The organism is Bacteroides sp. AM44-19, assembly GCF_003603395.1.
Lineage (GTDB): Bacteria > Bacteroidota > Bacteroidia > Bacteroidales > Bacteroidaceae > Bacteroides > Bacteroides uniformis.
In genome coordinates, this window is sequence record NZ_QTNB01000008.1 from 20,888 (window position 1) to 36,972 (window position 16,085).

General features: G+C 44.7%; 15 protein-coding genes. 11 read left to right on the forward strand and 4 right to left on the reverse strand.

Annotated features, from left to right (window positions below; genetic code table 11):
* Positions 1–12: 12 nt before the first annotated feature.
* The 7 genes from DW947_RS13000 (at position 13) to DW947_RS13045 (ending at position 6,941) form a co-directional block, all read left to right on the forward strand.
* On the forward strand, positions 13–663 hold the full coding sequence (locus tag DW947_RS13000; RefSeq protein ID WP_008665573.1) for a hypothetical protein: 651 nt from the start codon (positions 13–15) through the stop codon (positions 661–663).
* A 790-nt stretch (positions 664–1,453) separates the two neighbouring features.
* The gene (locus tag DW947_RS21845; RefSeq protein WP_016272559.1) at positions 1,454–1,630 is read left to right on the forward strand and encodes a hypothetical protein; all 177 of its coding nucleotides are present in this window, start codon (positions 1,454–1,456) and stop codon (positions 1,628–1,630) included.
* A 72-nt stretch (positions 1,631–1,702) separates the two neighbouring features.
* Positions 1,703–3,142 carry a hypothetical protein gene (locus DW947_RS13015; protein ID WP_229076145.1) on the forward strand — a complete coding sequence of 480 codons (1,440 nt, stop codon included), beginning with the start codon at positions 1,703–1,705 and terminating at the stop codon, positions 3,140–3,142.
* 118 nt (positions 3,143–3,260) lie between these two features.
* A complete protein-coding gene (locus tag DW947_RS13020) occupies positions 3,261–3,698 on the forward strand; it encodes a DUF3244 domain-containing protein (protein ID WP_016272561.1) in 438 nt (145 codons plus the stop codon).
* Positions 3,699–3,866: 168 nt separating this feature from the next.
* Positions 3,867–4,043 (forward strand): galactosyltransferase-related protein, encoded by a 177-nt coding sequence (locus DW947_RS13025; protein ID WP_227224186.1) that lies wholly within the window; start codon positions 3,867–3,869, stop codon positions 4,041–4,043.
* Between the two features lie 785 nt (positions 4,044–4,828).
* Positions 4,829–5,677, forward strand: coding sequence for a formylglycine-generating enzyme family protein (locus DW947_RS13040; protein WP_117962643.1), 849 nt, complete (start codon positions 4,829–4,831; stop codon positions 5,675–5,677).
* A gap of 67 nt (positions 5,678–5,744) precedes the next feature.
* Positions 5,745–6,941: a 6-bladed beta-propeller gene (locus DW947_RS13045; RefSeq protein WP_009037123.1), complete on the forward strand. Its 1,197-nt coding sequence runs from the start codon at positions 5,745–5,747 to the stop codon at positions 6,939–6,941.
* Positions 6,942–6,945: 4 nt separating this feature from the next.
* Here DW947_RS13045 and DW947_RS13050 read toward each other — a convergent pair whose 3' ends face one another.
* From DW947_RS13050 to DW947_RS13065, 4 genes are all read right to left on the reverse strand, one after another.
* Positions 6,946–7,968 (reverse strand): AI-2E family transporter, encoded by a 1,023-nt coding sequence (locus DW947_RS13050; RefSeq protein WP_005823830.1) that lies wholly within the window; start codon positions 7,966–7,968, stop codon positions 6,946–6,948.
* A 74-nt stretch (positions 7,969–8,042) separates the two neighbouring features.
* The gene (locus tag DW947_RS13055) at positions 8,043–8,657 is read right to left on the reverse strand and encodes an L-threonylcarbamoyladenylate synthase (protein ID WP_005823828.1); all 615 of its coding nucleotides are present in this window, start codon (positions 8,655–8,657) and stop codon (positions 8,043–8,045) included.
* Between the two features lie 68 nt (positions 8,658–8,725).
* Entirely contained in the window at positions 8,726–10,468 is a 1,743-nt protein-coding gene (locus DW947_RS13060; protein ID WP_009037121.1) for an ATP-dependent RecD-like DNA helicase, read from the reverse strand.
* A gap of 12 nt (positions 10,469–10,480) precedes the next feature.
* Positions 10,481–11,281, reverse strand: coding sequence for a Cof-type HAD-IIB family hydrolase (locus DW947_RS13065; protein WP_016272569.1), 801 nt, complete (start codon positions 11,279–11,281; stop codon positions 10,481–10,483).
* An 87-nt stretch (positions 11,282–11,368) separates the two neighbouring features.
* On the opposite strand from DW947_RS13065, the gene DW947_RS13070 reads away from it, so the two are divergent.
* The 4 genes from DW947_RS13070 (at position 11,369) to DW947_RS13085 (ending at position 15,932) form a co-directional block, all read left to right on the forward strand.
* A complete protein-coding gene (locus DW947_RS13070; protein WP_117866230.1) occupies positions 11,369–12,262 on the forward strand; it encodes a prenyltransferase in 894 nt (297 codons plus the stop codon).
* Positions 12,259–12,873, forward strand: a complete 615-nt coding sequence (locus DW947_RS13075; protein ID WP_005823820.1) for a CPBP family intramembrane glutamic endopeptidase — start codon at positions 12,259–12,261, stop codon at positions 12,871–12,873. Before DW947_RS13070 ends, DW947_RS13075 begins: the two co-directional genes overlap by 4 nt.
* 229 nt (positions 12,874–13,102) lie before the next feature.
* A complete protein-coding gene (locus tag DW947_RS13080; protein WP_117866231.1) occupies positions 13,103–14,272 on the forward strand; it encodes a MalY/PatB family protein in 1,170 nt (389 codons plus the stop codon).
* Positions 14,273–14,297: 25 nt separating this feature from the next.
* The gene (locus tag DW947_RS13085; protein WP_117866232.1) at positions 14,298–15,932 is read left to right on the forward strand and encodes a hypothetical protein; all 1,635 of its coding nucleotides are present in this window, start codon (positions 14,298–14,300) and stop codon (positions 15,930–15,932) included.
* Positions 15,933–16,085: the final 153 nt, after the last annotated feature.

Here is a 16,085-nt window from a genome sequence, read left to right on the forward strand (position 1 = left end):
TGAATTTTAAATATGGAAAGTGCGGAGTACTCTTTGGATGAGTTATTATGTCAGTCTCTTCTGTTGTTTCGTCAGTATCGGTTTTATGATGCTCCAGAATGTGGAGAAAAGGCATTCCGGATATTGGAGGAAGCCCATGTATGGATGGGGCGTACGCAAGAGTGTGTGGATATGGCGAAATGGGGGTGCGTGATAGAGTGTCTTGCGCAGAAATACTACATAGAAGATGATACGGATGCGATTCTGGAAGAAATTGATGCTGCCTTGGTTGCGCATTGGAAGAGGATAGAGAAAATCCATGCAGAAGTCACCACCGTTTATTTATGGCTGGGGTACTATTTCCTGCTACGTTTCAGAAACCGGGAATCCCGTTCCCATTCCCGTTGTAAACAGATAATGTCCAGCTTGTTGTGTGCTTTGGTCGAAATCTTCCGTAAGGTGGAGAAGGGGGGAGCCCCGACAGAAGTCTTGTCACATCTTTCGGTAGATGTTTGGGGAGAGACCGTCTGCTGGATGGAGCAGGTACATGATTCCCGTCTTTGCGAGAAGCAGTCGTCAGCTTTGCTGGCACAACTCTATAACCTGAAAAGTGTGGAGTTGGAAAAAGGTCTGGGAAAGCAGGATGCTTTGCTCCAGCAGATTCTGGAGTTTTATTGCTTTTAAGGGAAAATTATCTCTGCTTAGTTTTATCATTTCTGCTTCCACACTTCCACCTACTTCCTGCATCCCTTTATTCATCGGCATTACAAGTGCTGTGGAAGCAACTCAAAAAGGTGGAAGCAACTTTTGCTTCCACAGCGGAAATACGCCGAAAAGTAAGTTAATATCTTGTTTGTTAGTGTATTAATAGAATGTACAGCATTTTGCAAATATCTTGTTTACACGATATGCGTTTCGTGTAAACACGGTATTAACTTCGTAAAAGACCGTTTACCGATAGACTGCAGCTGGGCTCATAATAGGAATAAGATAGGTGCACAGTATGGGGAAACTATGAGTATAATAGGTGTTCAACGGTTATGAAGCACCTTGTTGACGGTCGTTAGTCGAGTGGTTGACGGCCGTTGGCAGAGCGCATCACGGCCGATAGGCGCTGATAACTCCGTACAGAAAATGGAAAGGAAGCCTATGTAAGGGGAAACAAGCTCTGAGCTATTTGTTTTGTTTGTCACATTTATCTTGTTTTTGTACATTGTTGAAGCGGTTTTTTGTATCTTTGAAGGGAGAGGCCGTAAAAAAGCTTATTCTCATCCAAAGTTTAATTATATATACATGGATTATGAAGCGATGTATAGTACTGTTCATAACATTCTGCTGTGCAGTTGTTTCTAATGCGCAGACAAATGGCATTGTGACTGATGGGGAAAAAGGATTGCCGTTGGCTGGTGTGAATATTTATCTCCAAAAGGATTCTGTGTATACGCAATGATAATCTGGTAAAGAACATGTTCATATGAAAAAACTGTTATATCTTGGGCTTTTGTCCGTTTGTGTACTGTTAGGTTCTTGCGTAGAGAAGAACGTATCCAATGTTTTTGATAAGGTAGAGAGGTATATGGATGTATATCCTGACAGTGCATTGCTGCTGTTGGAGCAAATTCCTCATCCGGAGGAGCTTCGTGGGAAGTAGCGGGCGGACTATGCATTGCTGCTAACGCAAGCACGTGATAAAAACTATCTGGATAGTTTGCAGTCGGATTCGTTGATAAAAATTGCGGTAGATTATTATAAGGATGATGGTGTAAAAGCAGGAAAGGCATTGTTTTATTATGGTAAAGTGGCAGCTTTGCAAGATAATGATACATTGGCTATACAAGCTTATTTGAGCGCTTTGGCTAAATTGGAGAAGACGGAAGAATATAAGTTGCAGGGATTTGTACATGAATATATCGGTGTTTTGAATACGGACAGAAAGCTATATAAAGATGCTCTCGACAATTATCAAAGTTCAGCGTATTGTTTTCAAAAGGCTGTTGATACTTTAGGAGTTATATATGTTTATCGGGATATTGCTCGTATTTATTATGTAGAACAGAAATATGACAGTGTTTATAATTACATTAATCGTGCTTTGTCCTTGTGTGAGAAAAAGAAAGGATGTATCAGTTTTGAACGGGTAATCCCTTCTTTATTACAAGTAAAAGGGATTGCCAAAAGAAATGAAGGGGATTTGGGAGATGCAATAGCCCTGTTGAAAACTGCGGTAGAGACTGAACAAGATAGGCATTCTATGCATCACTGTTCAATGTCATTGGGGAATATTTATTTGAATCTAAATAAGTTGGATGAGGCTGGAAGATGTTTCGCTTTAGCTTTGAATTCTGAAAATCCTCGTACTCTGGCGGGTGCATATCACTATTTGTATCTGTTGGAAAAGAAACAGAAAAAGTATGCAATGGCTCTCTATTTCAAAGAAAAGTCTGATTCGTTGTTAGTCATTGAACGGGATGCTAAACAAACATCTCAAATTTTGACTTTGCAACGTAAATATGAAAGAGGAAAACTTCTTTTAGAAAAGCAACAGGTTGAACGTGAAAAGCAAATACAGCTTTATTTTTGGATAGCAGTAGTCTTGTTTATTATACTGCTATGCATTGTTTTGTATTTTCTTTTGAGAAAGAGATATGAAGGACTGTTCCGGAAGAATATGCAAATAATAGAAGAAAATGAGTGCATGATTAAACGATATGTTTATGAACTTGATGTGTTGAAACAAAGGGCAGGTGAGATGGCAGAAACAAATAGAGAGAAGATTGCTAAATTGAACCAAAAGATTTTGCTATTGGAGAGTGAGAATAAAAAAATAAGTGAAAATGTATGTGTAAATGGCGTTTATCTCTTGGAACAATTGAAGAAGGAAAAGCTGATTGTGAAGAATATGACCAACCAGGAGAAAGAACAACTCCTTGAATATATAGATTTAATATATGGTAATTTTATTTCTCGGTTAAAGAAAGATTTTAAATTAACTAGTGGCAACTTGATGTTGTTGGCTTTGCTTAAAGTCGGTTTCACTTCCAGTGAATTGATGTTCACTTTTGACTGTGAGATGAATTCCATTTTTACGAAGAAACGGAGGTTGAGGGGAATCTTAAGTTTGGATACAAATGATAAATTGGAAGAATTTGTAGCTCTTTACTAGAATAATCGCTTGATTTTCGTCCACTAATTTAGAAATGTTTTTACTGTCATCTTATTGGTGTATAGAGTATTGACTTGTCTTGTGTTGTCCACTCGTATTTTCTCTAAGAAGTGATTGAATGGCTATCTTTGTAACATTCAAAACTAAAGATACTATGAAATCATTTTTTATTTTGTTAAGTTTATACTACTTTCTTGTAGTAAATGTAGTAAGTGCAGATTCAGTTACTTTTCCTTCGAGAGTAGAAATCGTCATGGATGAGGATTTTGATTTACCGGGTGGTCCGGGGAATGCTCATCGTTCTATTCCTTCAGCTACTCCTTTTTTAGCATTTTTGAATGATGACCATTCCATTGATTTGGAATTCTATCAATCGATAGGTGAAGTGGAAATTGCAATTTCTCAGAATGGGAATGTTGTTTACTCCTCTGCTGAGAATATAGACTCTCCTATATTAAGAAAAGTACAGTTACAGCAAGGTTTAGGTGGTGATTTTTTACTTGAGATAAAGGGCGCGGATGGGGCTTATGCATTCGGTAGATTTACTGTTCATTGATTTGATAATGAATATATAACACTATGAAACAAATCTCATTTTGCATCACTTGCATGAACCGGCTTATTATCGACGAAGTCATAGTGGGAATATGGTTTTTAGGTTAGCGAGTCGGTATGTAATCTGGATGCAGATAATTATCTGGGGAAAGGCTTTGCAGAGTTCGTGATGAAGAAGTTTGAGAATGAAGAAAATATATTCTATATCAGTACTCTTTGTAAACGTGATGTTTTTGGACGAATATGTTTGAAGAAGCGAGGCTTTATTGCAATGAAAGGTTATAATGAGGCTTTGGTAGGCTATGGATTTGAGGATGCAGAATTTTATGATGGTCTGGAGTCGTAATCAGGATATGAAGTCGGGTGAAACTTGTTCGTTTTTAGCTAAAGAAAAGATTGTATAACGCTTCTTTTTAGTAAGAAGCATAATAATTATTTACGTATGAAAAAAAAATTGTAGTGTATGTCTTGATGGCTTTTATAGCTCTATTTTTAATATTTAGATTCGTGTCTATATCAAATAACATAAGTCTGCAAAGAGGAATTGTTAGAAGTGTATCTGCTACAGAGCATAATGATATTGTAATAGAGTTGGAGAATGATTCTTTTTATTATATAAATAGAGGTATGGAAAGTGAAATAAATTATGAATGGTTTCAGAATTATTTGCCAGGCCATGAAATAGAGTTGTATATTCAAAATGAACATTTATTTGGGTCAAATAGTAATCGTATTGTTGAAGTAAGCATAAATGATTCTTGCATATATAAGAAGTGATTTATATTTATTCGCAAGAAAACAGTTGTATGCCAAGAAGGTGATAACTTGTTTGATAAAGAGAACAATCAGCATATTCAAATTCGGGGAGTTAGTTCGGATGGATGTTTTTTTGCTTTATTACAACCGGATGAACTTAGCGATGATAATCAACAGAGAATGGGAGTTGAAGAAGAAGGTAACCCCATAATAGCTGTTCTTTATTAAGAAGTTGATATAAAGATGAAACTGTTTTCCCATGAAGTGTGAAAAATATATCTATGAATAGTTCGTAATTCATTTGTTTTTAGTATGTTTGTGCTATTCGTATATATAGTATGAAATACTAAGGAAGAGAATGTTCTTAATGAAAGTATGAAAAGAAGAGTTAAAGCATTGACTGTTGTTTTGGCAATATGTCTTATAACTGTTTTTATTCGATGTCAGTCGAATGAAACTCCTATTCAGCAACTTGTAGTTGTTGTGAATGGGGATTCTATTGAGATGGTTTTTGTGAAAGGAGGTACATTTATGATGGGATGTACAGATGAGCAGGGATGTGACTGTGAGGATAACGAGAAACCAGCACGTAAGGAGTCGGTATCTGATTTTTACATAGGAAAATATGAAGTTACTCAAAGGCTGTGGAGGGCGGTTATGGATACTGATTCCATTTTGCCGTTTAATGGGGGATGCGGAGATTGCCCGATGGAAAATGTAAGCTGGAAAAATGCGCAGGAGTTTATCGGTAGATTAAATGCTATGACCGGTAAAACATTTCGTCTTCCGACTGAGGCCGAATGGGAATACGCAGCGCGTGGTGGACACAAAAGTAAGCACTATAAATACAGTGGCAGCAATCAGGTAAGTGAGGTGGCTTGGTATGTTGGGAATTCCTCTGGCGGACAATATGGAGAAGCTGGAACTACCCGTCCGGTAGGTCTGAAAAAAAGCAATGAATTGGGATTGTATGATATGAGTGGCAATGTTTGGGAGTGGTGCGGTGATTTGTACACTAAAGAATACAAGCAAGGTGGTAAGTCTATCCATCCGGGATGGCCTTTTGAGGGTACTTATCTTTTTTTCCGCCGAATATTGCGAGGTGGAAGTTGGGGAGGAACAGCAAAGGGGTGTCGGGTGTCGTACATTGATTACGACATTGAGAATTATAGTGACGAGTATGGAGGTTTTCGCCTTGTGATGGAGCCGGAATCGATTAAATAATGTAATTAATGATGATAAGTGATATTTTACTACTTTCAGAGTAATGAATAGAAATGGTATGAGATATATGTGGAAATTCTTTTTATTATTGATGTTGGTTGTAACTTCGTGTTCCGAAAAGCAGATTGATGGCAATGTAATTAATGTTGCGGAAGCAATGAGTAGATTGTCAGAAGGACAATCTGTACAAAATTTGTTTTCCAGCATAAGTTATATTCCTTTGGAGACTAATGAGCAGGCTATTATAGGAAAATATCCGGAGTGCATAATTATGGATAGTGCGATATTGGTATCTTCTGTCCATCAGAATCTGAAGCTTTTTGACCGTACTAACGGGAAGTATATTCGGGATATTGGACACGTAGGTACTGATCCGGAAGGATATGCAAAGGATTCATGGGGGAAAGTGAGCTTTTGGGCTGATACGGTTCGGAGAACCGTTTATCTATTGGGATGGAATAATGATTTCCTACTATATGGATTTGATGGGAAATATAAGGATAGAATTCGATTGCAAGATACAGTCAATTGTATTCTGTCCCAAAATTACTATTTGATGGATGCGGACAGAATTTGGGGACATAATAAAATGAAACTCTCTCCGGAGACGCCATCAGTCTTTTATATGGATAGAAATACGATGTCATTGACCGGTATTGCTACATGGAATTCAGCCCTGCTTCCCATGGATGAGGTTTTGTCGGTTTCAAATTTGTTGGGGGGCAATGTTGCTTATGGAGGTGACTTGGCAATGGCAGAATTTGTTGGTGACCGGAAATATTATACGGCAATCAATAGCCCTTCGTTATGGAAATCTAAGGATGCCATCCGAGTGAAACAAGCTTTTAATGATACTATCTATACTATTTCAGAGCAGGGACTTACTCCATATCTGGTTTTTGAACTGGGTGAGTGGCACTGGAATGAGCAGCAGCAATTGGATGTAGAAGGATGTGATAAAAAAATAGCCATAGACTATATTCTGGAGAATGCAGAGTACATCTATTTCCATTTTCATACAAGCTTATATTTAGAAGAAAGTCAGTCATATTGTGGATTTTACCATAAGGAAAAGAAAACTGTTGTTTGCCAAAAGGGTGATAGCTTATTTGATAAAATGAATAATCAGCATATCCAAATCAGGGGAGTCACTTCGGATGGACATTTTTTTGCTTTGTTACAACCGGATGAACTCAGTGATGATAATCAACGGAGAATGGGAGTAGAAGAGGAAGGTAACCCTATTATGGTCATGCTTTATTAAGTACTTATTCCGTCGTCTTCCCCCTTGCATCCAAATACCCTCTTTTAAACATATCCACGAACAGAAAGAATAGTGACAAGAGCAGTGGCCCGAAGATGACACCCATGAATCCGAAAAGGGACAAGCCGATTACAACTCCGAAGACAGTGATAAGCGGATGAATGTCTGCCATTTTCTTCTGGATGATGAAGCGTATCAGGTTGTCGAGCTGTGAAATGACTGCACCGCCATAGATAGCCAGGCCGATAGCTTGAACCCAGTTGCCTATCAATGCCATGTAGACAGCTATCGGAAACCATACCAGCGCTGTTCCTACCATTGGGATGATGCTGGCGAAGCAGGTCAGGAAACCGGCGAACAAGATGTTGGGAGCACCGAAAATCCAGTAGCCTATCATGGCTACTCCTCCTTGTATGACGGCGAGTAAGGGGATGCCGATGGCATTGGAGCGGACAATCATGTTGATTTCGTGGATGACGTTTTGTGTATTGTCATCGTTGAACGGTAGTAGGTCGTTGACGTACTGTTCCATCTTTTTGCCCCCTATCAGCATGAAGTAGAGTACAAAGACCAGTACGAAGATGTTGACGGCAAAACTGCTGATACCTCCCATGATGGCTTGCCCGATGCGGGGAAGAATTGAAATGACGTATGCCACCGTGTCTTTCCCCAAGATATAGTAGCCGGTTTTGGCTTTAATGATGTTGGCCGCTTCTTCGAAAGGAGCTATAATGGCTTGCGGGTCCAGATTGATGTTTTGAAGATTGACCACAGCCAGCCATACCACCAGCCCAAGCGGAACCAGAAAGCAGAGAATGGCCTCTGCCGTAATGAGGGTGGCAGCTATGCTGCGCTTCATTTTCCGCTTGTCGGAAAGATACATCATCTGCTTTCTCACCAGGATATAGATAGTCAAGGCTCCCAGCAGACCGCCCATGAATGGGGCTATTTGTCTGAAAAGAATGATTCCCAGCCCGATAATGATAGCTATCAGCGAATATTTCCAATATTGCTCTTTTGTGCTCATGAGATTCAATGTTTTAATTAAAAACATTGAAGTGGCAGAAAAGGTTTGTTGGTAAGATGCTTAAAAGTCAGATTTTATCCTTCGTCCAGCCAGCCTAACCCCTGGCGTATGATTTCCGGCTCCCCATTGGTGCAATCCACTACGGTAGAGCCTTCCGTACCGCCGATACCGCCGTCTATTACCAAATCGACAATATCACCGAATTTCTCGTCAATCAGTTCCGGGTCTGTGCAGTATTCAATGTCCTCATTGTCATCATGCGGCAATGTAGTTGTCATGATGGGAGCATCCAGCAGGCGGGCTATTTCCTGAATGATGGAATTGTCCGGCATACGGATGCCGACCTCCTTACGGTTACGGAATATCTTGGGCAGGCGGGTGGTGCCGTTCAGAATGAAGGTGAAAGCTCCGGGCAGATTACGCTTCATCAACTTGAAGGTGCTGTTGTCCACTTTGGCATATTCGCTGACCTTGCTCAAGTCGTAGCAGATGATGGAAAGATTGTTCTTCTTGGGGTCGATATTTTTAAGACGGCAGATGCGCTCGATGGCGCGCTCCTTCAGTCCGTGGCAGCCGATGGCATACATGGTGTCGGTAGGGTAGATAAGGATACCTCCGTCATTCAGTAGGTCGACCACCTGCTGCAGGTCGGCGGGATTGTTATTTTTTTCATAAAGTTTCAGAAGCATGGCAGAAATGGATTTGAGTTTTATATTACATGCAAAAATAGATAATAATCGGCTTATAAACAAGCGATTCACCTTTTTAGCATCTCTTTCTCCAGTTTCTTTATCTTCTTCCAGGCCTCTTTGAATTTGGGACAGAGGGTGACGGCTTTCTCATAGTTTTTCATGGCTGCCTCCTTCATGTCATGCTTCAGGCATTCGTCACCCATAAGGATGTATTCGCGGGCATACTTTACAAGGGCTTTCTCTTTCTCCAATGCTGCTTGTTTCAGTGCACGGTTTTCCTCTTTCAGACGGTTGATGATGTTCAGCTTCCGGCGGATGAGGCGCTGCACGTTGGGCTTCTCGATGTCGTAGCGGGAATGGATGGCTTTGAAAAACTCATCCAGGAAAGTGCCGAAATCCCCTTTGTCGAAGGCTTTGGCGGCGGCAACGTATTGAACGTCTGCCTGTGCTTGCTTCAAGGCACGGTCGATGGCGGTGCGGTTGTTGAAGCGTTCGGAGAAACTGACAATCTCCGGACGCACGAATACATCGGCACGGCTGATGGGCTTTTTCAGCTGGATGCCTTCCAGCGAGGTGCAGCGGCTGAGGGCTACGTATGCCTGCCCACCGGCAAACACGCCGCCGGTAAAGTCGATGACTACCCGGCTGAAGGTCAGCCCTTGGCTCTTGTGGACGGTGATGGCCCATGCCAGGCGCACGGGATATTGTGTAAAGGTACCCAGCTCTTCCTCTTCAATCTGTTTCTTTTCTTCGTTGTATTTGTAGCGGATGTTTCGCCACGACTCTCGTTTGACGTCACATTCCTTGCCGTCGTCGGTGATGACGTAGAGGGTCTCTTCAATAGGGTCGAAGCCGCTGATGACGCCGATGGTGCCGTTCACCCAGCGGCGGTCGAAGTCATTCTTGATGAAGATGATTTGTGCGCCCGGTTTCAGTACCAGTTCCTGCGAGGTGGGGAGGCTGCTTTCGGGAAAGTCTCCCATGATTTCGCCGTAGAAGGTGACCGGGTCACCGGGAAGTTCCGCCAGTTTCTTGTCGTTGATGTAGTCCACATTATCACGGCGGGTGGCGAGGGTGATGTACATGTCGGCTTCCGATTGCTCTATTTGGGTGCCATAGCGGGTGTTGAGCAGCTGAAGTTCGGTAGAGCCGACGGTATTGTTGCGGATGTGATCCAGCACATGGATGAACTTGCTGTCTGTTTGCCGGTATACTTTCTGCAGTTCGATGGAGACAAGGTCTATCTGGCCGAATACCCTGGCAGAGAAGAAATAAGGGGTAGGGTAGAATCGGTTCAGTATCTCCCGTTCATCTCCTTTGACGACGGGTTCCAACTGGAACACATCGCCCACCAATAATATCTGTTTGCCACCGAAGGGTTCGCGCAGGTTGCGGGAATAGACGCGCAGGATGCGGTCTACGGCGTCGATGATGTCGGCGCGTACCATGGAAATCTCGTCGATGATGACCAATTCCAGCTCTTCCAGCAGTTTGCGGTGGGGTTTGGTGTATTTGAAAAATTCGTGGATGCGTCCCCGTTGCAGACTGAAGTTCGGGTCGTCGGGCAGCAGGGGGTAGAAGGGCAGTTTGAAGAAGCTGTGCAGGGTACTGCCTCCGGCATTGATGGCGGCTATGCCGGTCGGTGCAAGCACCACGTGCTTTTTCTTTGTATTCGCGCAGATGTACTTCAGGAAGGTCGATTTGCCCGTACCTGCTTTGCCCGTCAGGAATACGGACTGACGGGTATACTGGATGAGGTTCAAGGCGTCTTGAAACTCTTTGTTTTGGGTATCGGGAACGAAGCTCAAAAGATTTCAGATTTATGATGGATTCCCGACTATGCCGAAATATTTCAGGGCGTTGGCGATACCGTCTTCATCAACAGAAGTGGTTGTGTAGTTACTGGCAGCTTTCACGTCATCATTGGCATTGCCCATGGCTACACCGATACCGGCATGGCGCAACATGCTGATGTCATTTCCTCCGTCGCCGAAGGCCATGGTTTCTTCCAGCTTGATGCCGAAGTGGCGGATAATCTGGTCGATACCGTTCTGCTTGGTGTTTCCTTTGGCTGTCACGTCTACGAAGGCGGGATGCCAGCGGCCCATCTCGCAGTGGGGGACGGCGGGCAGGATGATTGCTTCTTCCTCGGCGTTGATAAAGGGAGTCAGCTGGAAGAAGGCTTTGTCGGCATGGCTGTCGGTATAGGGCTTTGCTTCGATGGGGTCCACTTTGAGTTGGCGGTGGAAGATTTCCTCCACTACTTCGCCGGGCTGGTTCACGCAGATGTCGTGCTCTCCCACCAGGATGCATGGGATGTTGCGTTCGTGGCAGAAAGCTGTCAAGGCATCCACTTCCGCTGTCGGTATGGGGCTTTTGTAGATAACGGTGTCTTCTACAAAGCAATAGGCGCCGTTCATCGTGATGTAGCCGTCTATCAGATTCCGTTCCTGCAAGGCAGACAAGTTGTTGATGATGACGCGTGGACGTCCGGTAGAAATGAAGATATGTATGCCTTTGGCCTTGGCGGCAGTCAACGCTTCAATAGTGGAAACGGGAATTTCGTGGGTCTTGAAGCTGACCAAGGTTCCGTCGATGTCAAAAAACAGAGCTTTTATCATAAGGGGTTCTTTTATCTTGTGCGCGAAATTACTTAAAAAAGCGAAGATATTTCGTACTTTTGCGCACAAATAAATGATAAATAACAAATGAAGAAACATTCTTTGAAAGATTGGATGATAGCGGTGCGTCCGTGGTCATTCCCCGCCTCTTCGATGCCGGTGGTGGTGACGTTGGCATATCTGTATTGGATGCGGCAGGACATAAACTGGGTGAACGGCATCTGGGCATTGCTGAACATCGTCGTGTTTCACGCTGCCGGGAATACCTGGAGCGATTATTTTGACTATAAGCATAAGGTCGATGCAAGGGATACCTTTGGCGCCAAGACCTTGACCGACGGGATGTTTGCTCCGCGCGAGATATATGGCTTGTCGATGGCATTGCTGGCAGTTGCCCTTGTTGCGGGTGTCGGCCTGCTGTGGCGTACGGGGTTGCCGTTGCTGTACATCGGTATAGGCGGCGCGGCTTGCTCGTTGCTTTATCCGCCGCTCAAGTATCGTGCGTTGGGCGATGTCGTCATCTTTTTGGCGTATGCCTTGCTGCCGACGTTGGGCACCTGCTATGTGGCTACGGGAGTAGTTGACTGGAATGTCTTGTGGATAGCTCTGCCGGTGGGACTGATTACGGTGGCCATTCTGCATGCCAATAATACACGGGATATGCGTACCGATGCCCGTGCCGAGATTCAGACACTGGCCATGAAGCTGGGAGGAAAGGCGTCGATGTACGTTTATTGTGCCGAAGTCCTTTTTCCTTTTGGCTGGATAGCCGGCTTGATAGCTGCGGGAACTCTTCCTTTATGGACCCTGCTGGTGATGTCGGCACTGGTTCCTGCCATAGGCAATGTACGGGTGGTGTCCCGTTTTCCCGGAAAGGGAGAAAGTGCCATAGCCGGTCTGGATGAGATGACTGCAAAACTCCAGTTGTTGTTCAGTCTGCTGTTCACGTTGTCGTTCGTTGTAGCCGGTCTGCTGTCATGAAGAAGCTGATTTTTACCATTCTGCTGGCTGCCGTGCTGTGGACGGTCATGTTTTCGCCTTGGACGGCTCCTTTCGTGAATTTCTGGTGGATGATGACCGGTTCTGCGCTCACACTGTCCGTGTTTGCCACTTTGTTCAATCCCGGCTGGTGGCGGGAGGTGAAGTGGAGCTTGCCGAATGTCTTGCTGGGAATTGGCATTGCTGTTGCTTTGTGGGGCGTTTTCTGGTTGGGAGACAAGGTGTCATCTTGGATGTTCGATTTTGCCCGTCCGCAGGTGGACTCCATTTATGGGATGAAAGAGGGAGAGTCTCCTTGGCTGCTGGCAGCATTGCTGCTGTTGCTGATAGGGCCGGCGGAAGAGATTTTCTGGCGCGGCTATGTGCAACGCACGCTTTCCAAACGCTGGAATCCGAATGCGGGTTTTGTGGTGGCTACTTTGATTTATGCACTGGTGCATGCCGGTTCCTGTAACTTCATGCTGGTCATGGCGGCTCTGGTGGTGGGGGCGGCATGGGGGGCGCTTTACCGTTTCTTTCCGAACCGCTTTGCCGCTATTATCTTGTCTCATGCAGTGTGGGATGTGGCGGTATTTATATTTTTCCCGATATGATTATTATTTACAAAAATAAGGTGGCGGTAATGGATTGTATACTGAGCCCTATTCAGTCGTATACTGAACCTATTTCAGTATACGACTGAATAGGGCTCAGTATACGACAGAAATAGGATGTATTTATACATGTTGATAATCAGATAGTTGTAAATTCTCTTTCGGGCGGTATAAAAACAAGACAAATTGATGCGTTGAATTAGTGAAACTACAATAAAAAGACAAGCAAATGACTTACAATTTTGATGAAGTAATAGAGCGCCGTGGTACCGACTCCGTGAAATGGGACGGTGTGAAGAGTGTATGGGGACGCGATGACCTCCTCCCCATGTGGGTGGCGGATATGGATTTCCGCACGCCCCCGTTTGTGATGGAAGCCTTGCGGAAGCGTCTTGAACATGAAGTGCTGGGCTATACGTCTGCGTGTGAGGAATGGTATACTTCCATTTGTAGCTGGCTCAGTCGTCGCCACGGTTGGGACGTCACTCGCGAGATGCTGACTTTTGTACCCGGCATTGTCCGCGGTCAAGCCTTCGCATTGCAATGCTTCACCAATCCCGGCGACCGGGTAATGGTGATGACTCCCGTTTATCATCCCTTCTTCCTGGTGACGCAACGCATGAAGCGCGAAGTGGTTTACTCTCCGCTCGACCTGAAAGACGGACAGTATCAGATTGACTTTGAGCGTTTCCGTAAGGATATACAAGGATGCAAAGTATTGATTCTCTGCAATCCCCATAACCCGGGCGGGCGTGTATGGACGATGGACGAATTACGCCGGATTGCTGATATTTGTACGGAAAGCCATACGTTTGTCATCTCCGATGAAATTCATGCCGACTTGACTCTGCCACCTTACAAACACCATCCTTTTGCTACTGTTTCGGGGGCTGCCGCGCAGAATTCCCTCACCTTCATGGCACCCAGCAAAACATTCAATATGCCGGGATTGGGAAGTTCGTACGCCATTATCCTCAATGAGGACATCCGCCACCGTTTTCAGGAGTTCATGGAAGCGGGCGAGTTCAGCGAAGGGCACATGTTGGCCTATATCGGTGCGGCTGCTGCCTATATGCATGGTGAGGAATGGTTGGAACAGCTGCTGGACTATATAAAGGGCAATATCGATTTCACGGAGAACTACCTGCGCGAGCATATTCCGGGCATCGGCATGATACGTCCGCAAGCTTCTTACCTGATTTATCTGGACTGCCGGGGATTGGGGCTGACTCAGGAGGAACTGGTGAGATTATTTGTAGACCAGGCACACCTGGCGCTGAATGACGGTACCATGTTCGGTGAACCGGGCAAGGGATTTATGCGGCTGAATATCGGCTGCCCGCGTTCGGTGTTGGAGCAGGCGCTGAAGCAACTGGAAACTGCGGTTGCAGACAAATGATAGAAAAAACTATATCTCCTATATTATGAATAGATTACCTTTCCTTGGACTATTGTTTGCGTTGCTGTGCCTTGTTGCCTGCCGGCAGATGAATGAGGCACATCTGTTACATCTGGCAGAAAAGCAGGTGAATATGAATGTGGACAGCGTGTATGCCTTGCTGGTACAGATAGAGAGGCCATCGCAACTTTCGGATGAGGAGAGGCTGTTGTATGGATGGCTGAATGCTTATGTGCACTATAAGCGGCACAACTCGATGGCGGAAGATTCCTTGATATTGCCTGCTTCCGATTATTACGTCTTCCGCAACGACACGGCGAAGAATCTGTTTTCCTATCAGTTGAAAGCCTGGTACTGGTATTGGCTGAAAGAGCACGAACGGTGTATAGCTGCCATTGACAGCGGCGTAGCTTTGGCCAAGGCGCTGCAGGACACGGGAAGAATGGCTGATATGCTGATTGATAAGGCATACTGGTATGTGTATGTCTGGAAAGATTATGAGAAAGCGATAGAAACTTTCCGTACTGCCATAGCCTTGGATGCAAGAGCCGAAAGCTTCTTCTCTATGGGAATTGCCCTGGGGCTGAACAAGAATGATTCTGCACCTTACTACATGGAGCGTAGCATAGAACTGGCTGTGCAGGCAGGAGATACCAGTAAGATAGTGCATTATTTGCGTAACTATGCCCAGATGCAGGCTTACCTTTTTGATGAACCTTCCGGTGCGATAGCTACTATTCGTCGTATGGAGCAGTATGTCATCGATCCGGTGCAGTTGCGTATGGGAGATCTGGTGAAAGTGGAAGTGTTCTTGAAAGAAGGGCTGCTTGATTCGGCGGAATACTATTTGAATAAGGAGAGGAAACGTGGCGAGGGCCGGAACCGGTTTCTGACGGAAGAGAATATGGTGGCAGTATATAGGGCATTGATAGATTATACACGTCACCGTACGTTTGATGTGCTGGACGTGGCGCGCTATAATGATTCTGTTGCCAATGCTCTTGCTGCGCTGCAGAGTACCGTCCGGCGTAAGGACGAGTCGAAGGAGACGCTTTCGCAAGCCAACTTGATTCTGACGGTGGAACGGAAGCAGGCACAGTTGAATTTGTTGCTGGCACTGTTGGTACTGGTGCTTGCAGGTGGCGGTGTGTCCCTTTATGTCCGTAACCGGCGTAACCGGTTGATTGAAGCGGAAGAACGGGCGGAAACACTGACCCGGCTGTTGGAAGATGCGACCAAGAACCAGTCGAAGGAGGAAGACGGACAGTTTTTCCGGAAAATACTGTTGCAGCAATTAGGCATGATACGGCTGGTGGCTAAACAACCTACCTCGCAGAATCAGGAGCTGCTTCGCCGCATTTCGGGTATTACCAGCCATGAACTGCCGGTAGAGAGTTTGCTGGTATGGGAGGACTTGTACCCTATCATAGACCGGATGTATGATAATTTCTACACAAAGATGGACAGCCGTTTTGGAGATGTGCTCATTGACAAAGAAAAGCAGCTTTGCTGCCTGCTCTGTGCGGACTTCTCGACGAAGGAGATTAGTGTGGTGACACAACAAAGCATTCCTACCATTTACCAGCGAAAGACGAATATCCGCAAGAAACTGGGGATGGGGGAGAAGGAAGGCATTGTAGAGTTTATAGGCAGCATATAGACCGGAAAAGGCATAATATAGACTTTTGTAAAATTAAAGTGTTGATATGTAGTGATTTGTAGTCTTGGGGTATAGACTTTTTATTCCCCGATATAGACCGTTTGAGGCATGTTTTACCCCTATCTTTGTTTCAGCGAAATACAAAGAGTAAAA

Bases quoted from the DNA above. Each gene is read 5' to 3' on its own strand.
- DW947_RS13000 (WP_008665573.1), top strand. From the start codon at position 13: ATGGAAAGTGCGGAGTACTCTTTGGATGAGTTATTATGTCAGTCTCTT.
- DW947_RS21845 (WP_016272559.1), top strand. From the start codon at position 1,454: ATGAAAAAACTGTTATATCTTGGGCTTTTGTCCGTTTGTGTACTGTTA.
- DW947_RS13020 (WP_016272561.1), top strand. From the start codon at position 3,261: ATGGCTATCTTTGTAACATTCAAAACTAAAGATACTATGAAATCATTT.
- DW947_RS13025 (WP_227224186.1), top strand. From the start codon at position 3,867: ATGAAGAAGTTTGAGAATGAAGAAAATATATTCTATATCAGTACTCTT.
- DW947_RS13040 (WP_117962643.1), top strand. From the start codon at position 4,829: ATGAAAAGAAGAGTTAAAGCATTGACTGTTGTTTTGGCAATATGTCTT.
- DW947_RS13045 (WP_009037123.1), top strand. From the start codon at position 5,745: ATGTGGAAATTCTTTTTATTATTGATGTTGGTTGTAACTTCGTGTTCC.
- DW947_RS13050 (WP_005823830.1), bottom strand. From the start codon at position 7,968: ATGAGCACAAAAGAGCAATATTGGAAATATTCGCTGATAGCTATCATT.
- DW947_RS13055 (WP_005823828.1), bottom strand. From the start codon at position 8,657: ATGCTTCTGAAACTTTATGAAAAAAATAACAATCCCGCCGACCTGCAG.
- DW947_RS13065 (WP_016272569.1), bottom strand. From the start codon at position 11,281: ATGATAAAAGCTCTGTTTTTTGACATCGACGGAACCTTGGTCAGCTTC.
- DW947_RS13070 (WP_117866230.1), top strand. From the start codon at position 11,369: ATGAAGAAACATTCTTTGAAAGATTGGATGATAGCGGTGCGTCCGTGG.
- DW947_RS13075 (WP_005823820.1), top strand. From the start codon at position 12,259: ATGAAGAAGCTGATTTTTACCATTCTGCTGGCTGCCGTGCTGTGGACG.
- DW947_RS13080 (WP_117866231.1), top strand. From the start codon at position 13,103: ATGACTTACAATTTTGATGAAGTAATAGAGCGCCGTGGTACCGACTCC.
- DW947_RS13085 (WP_117866232.1), top strand. From the start codon at position 14,298: ATGAATAGATTACCTTTCCTTGGACTATTGTTTGCGTTGCTGTGCCTT.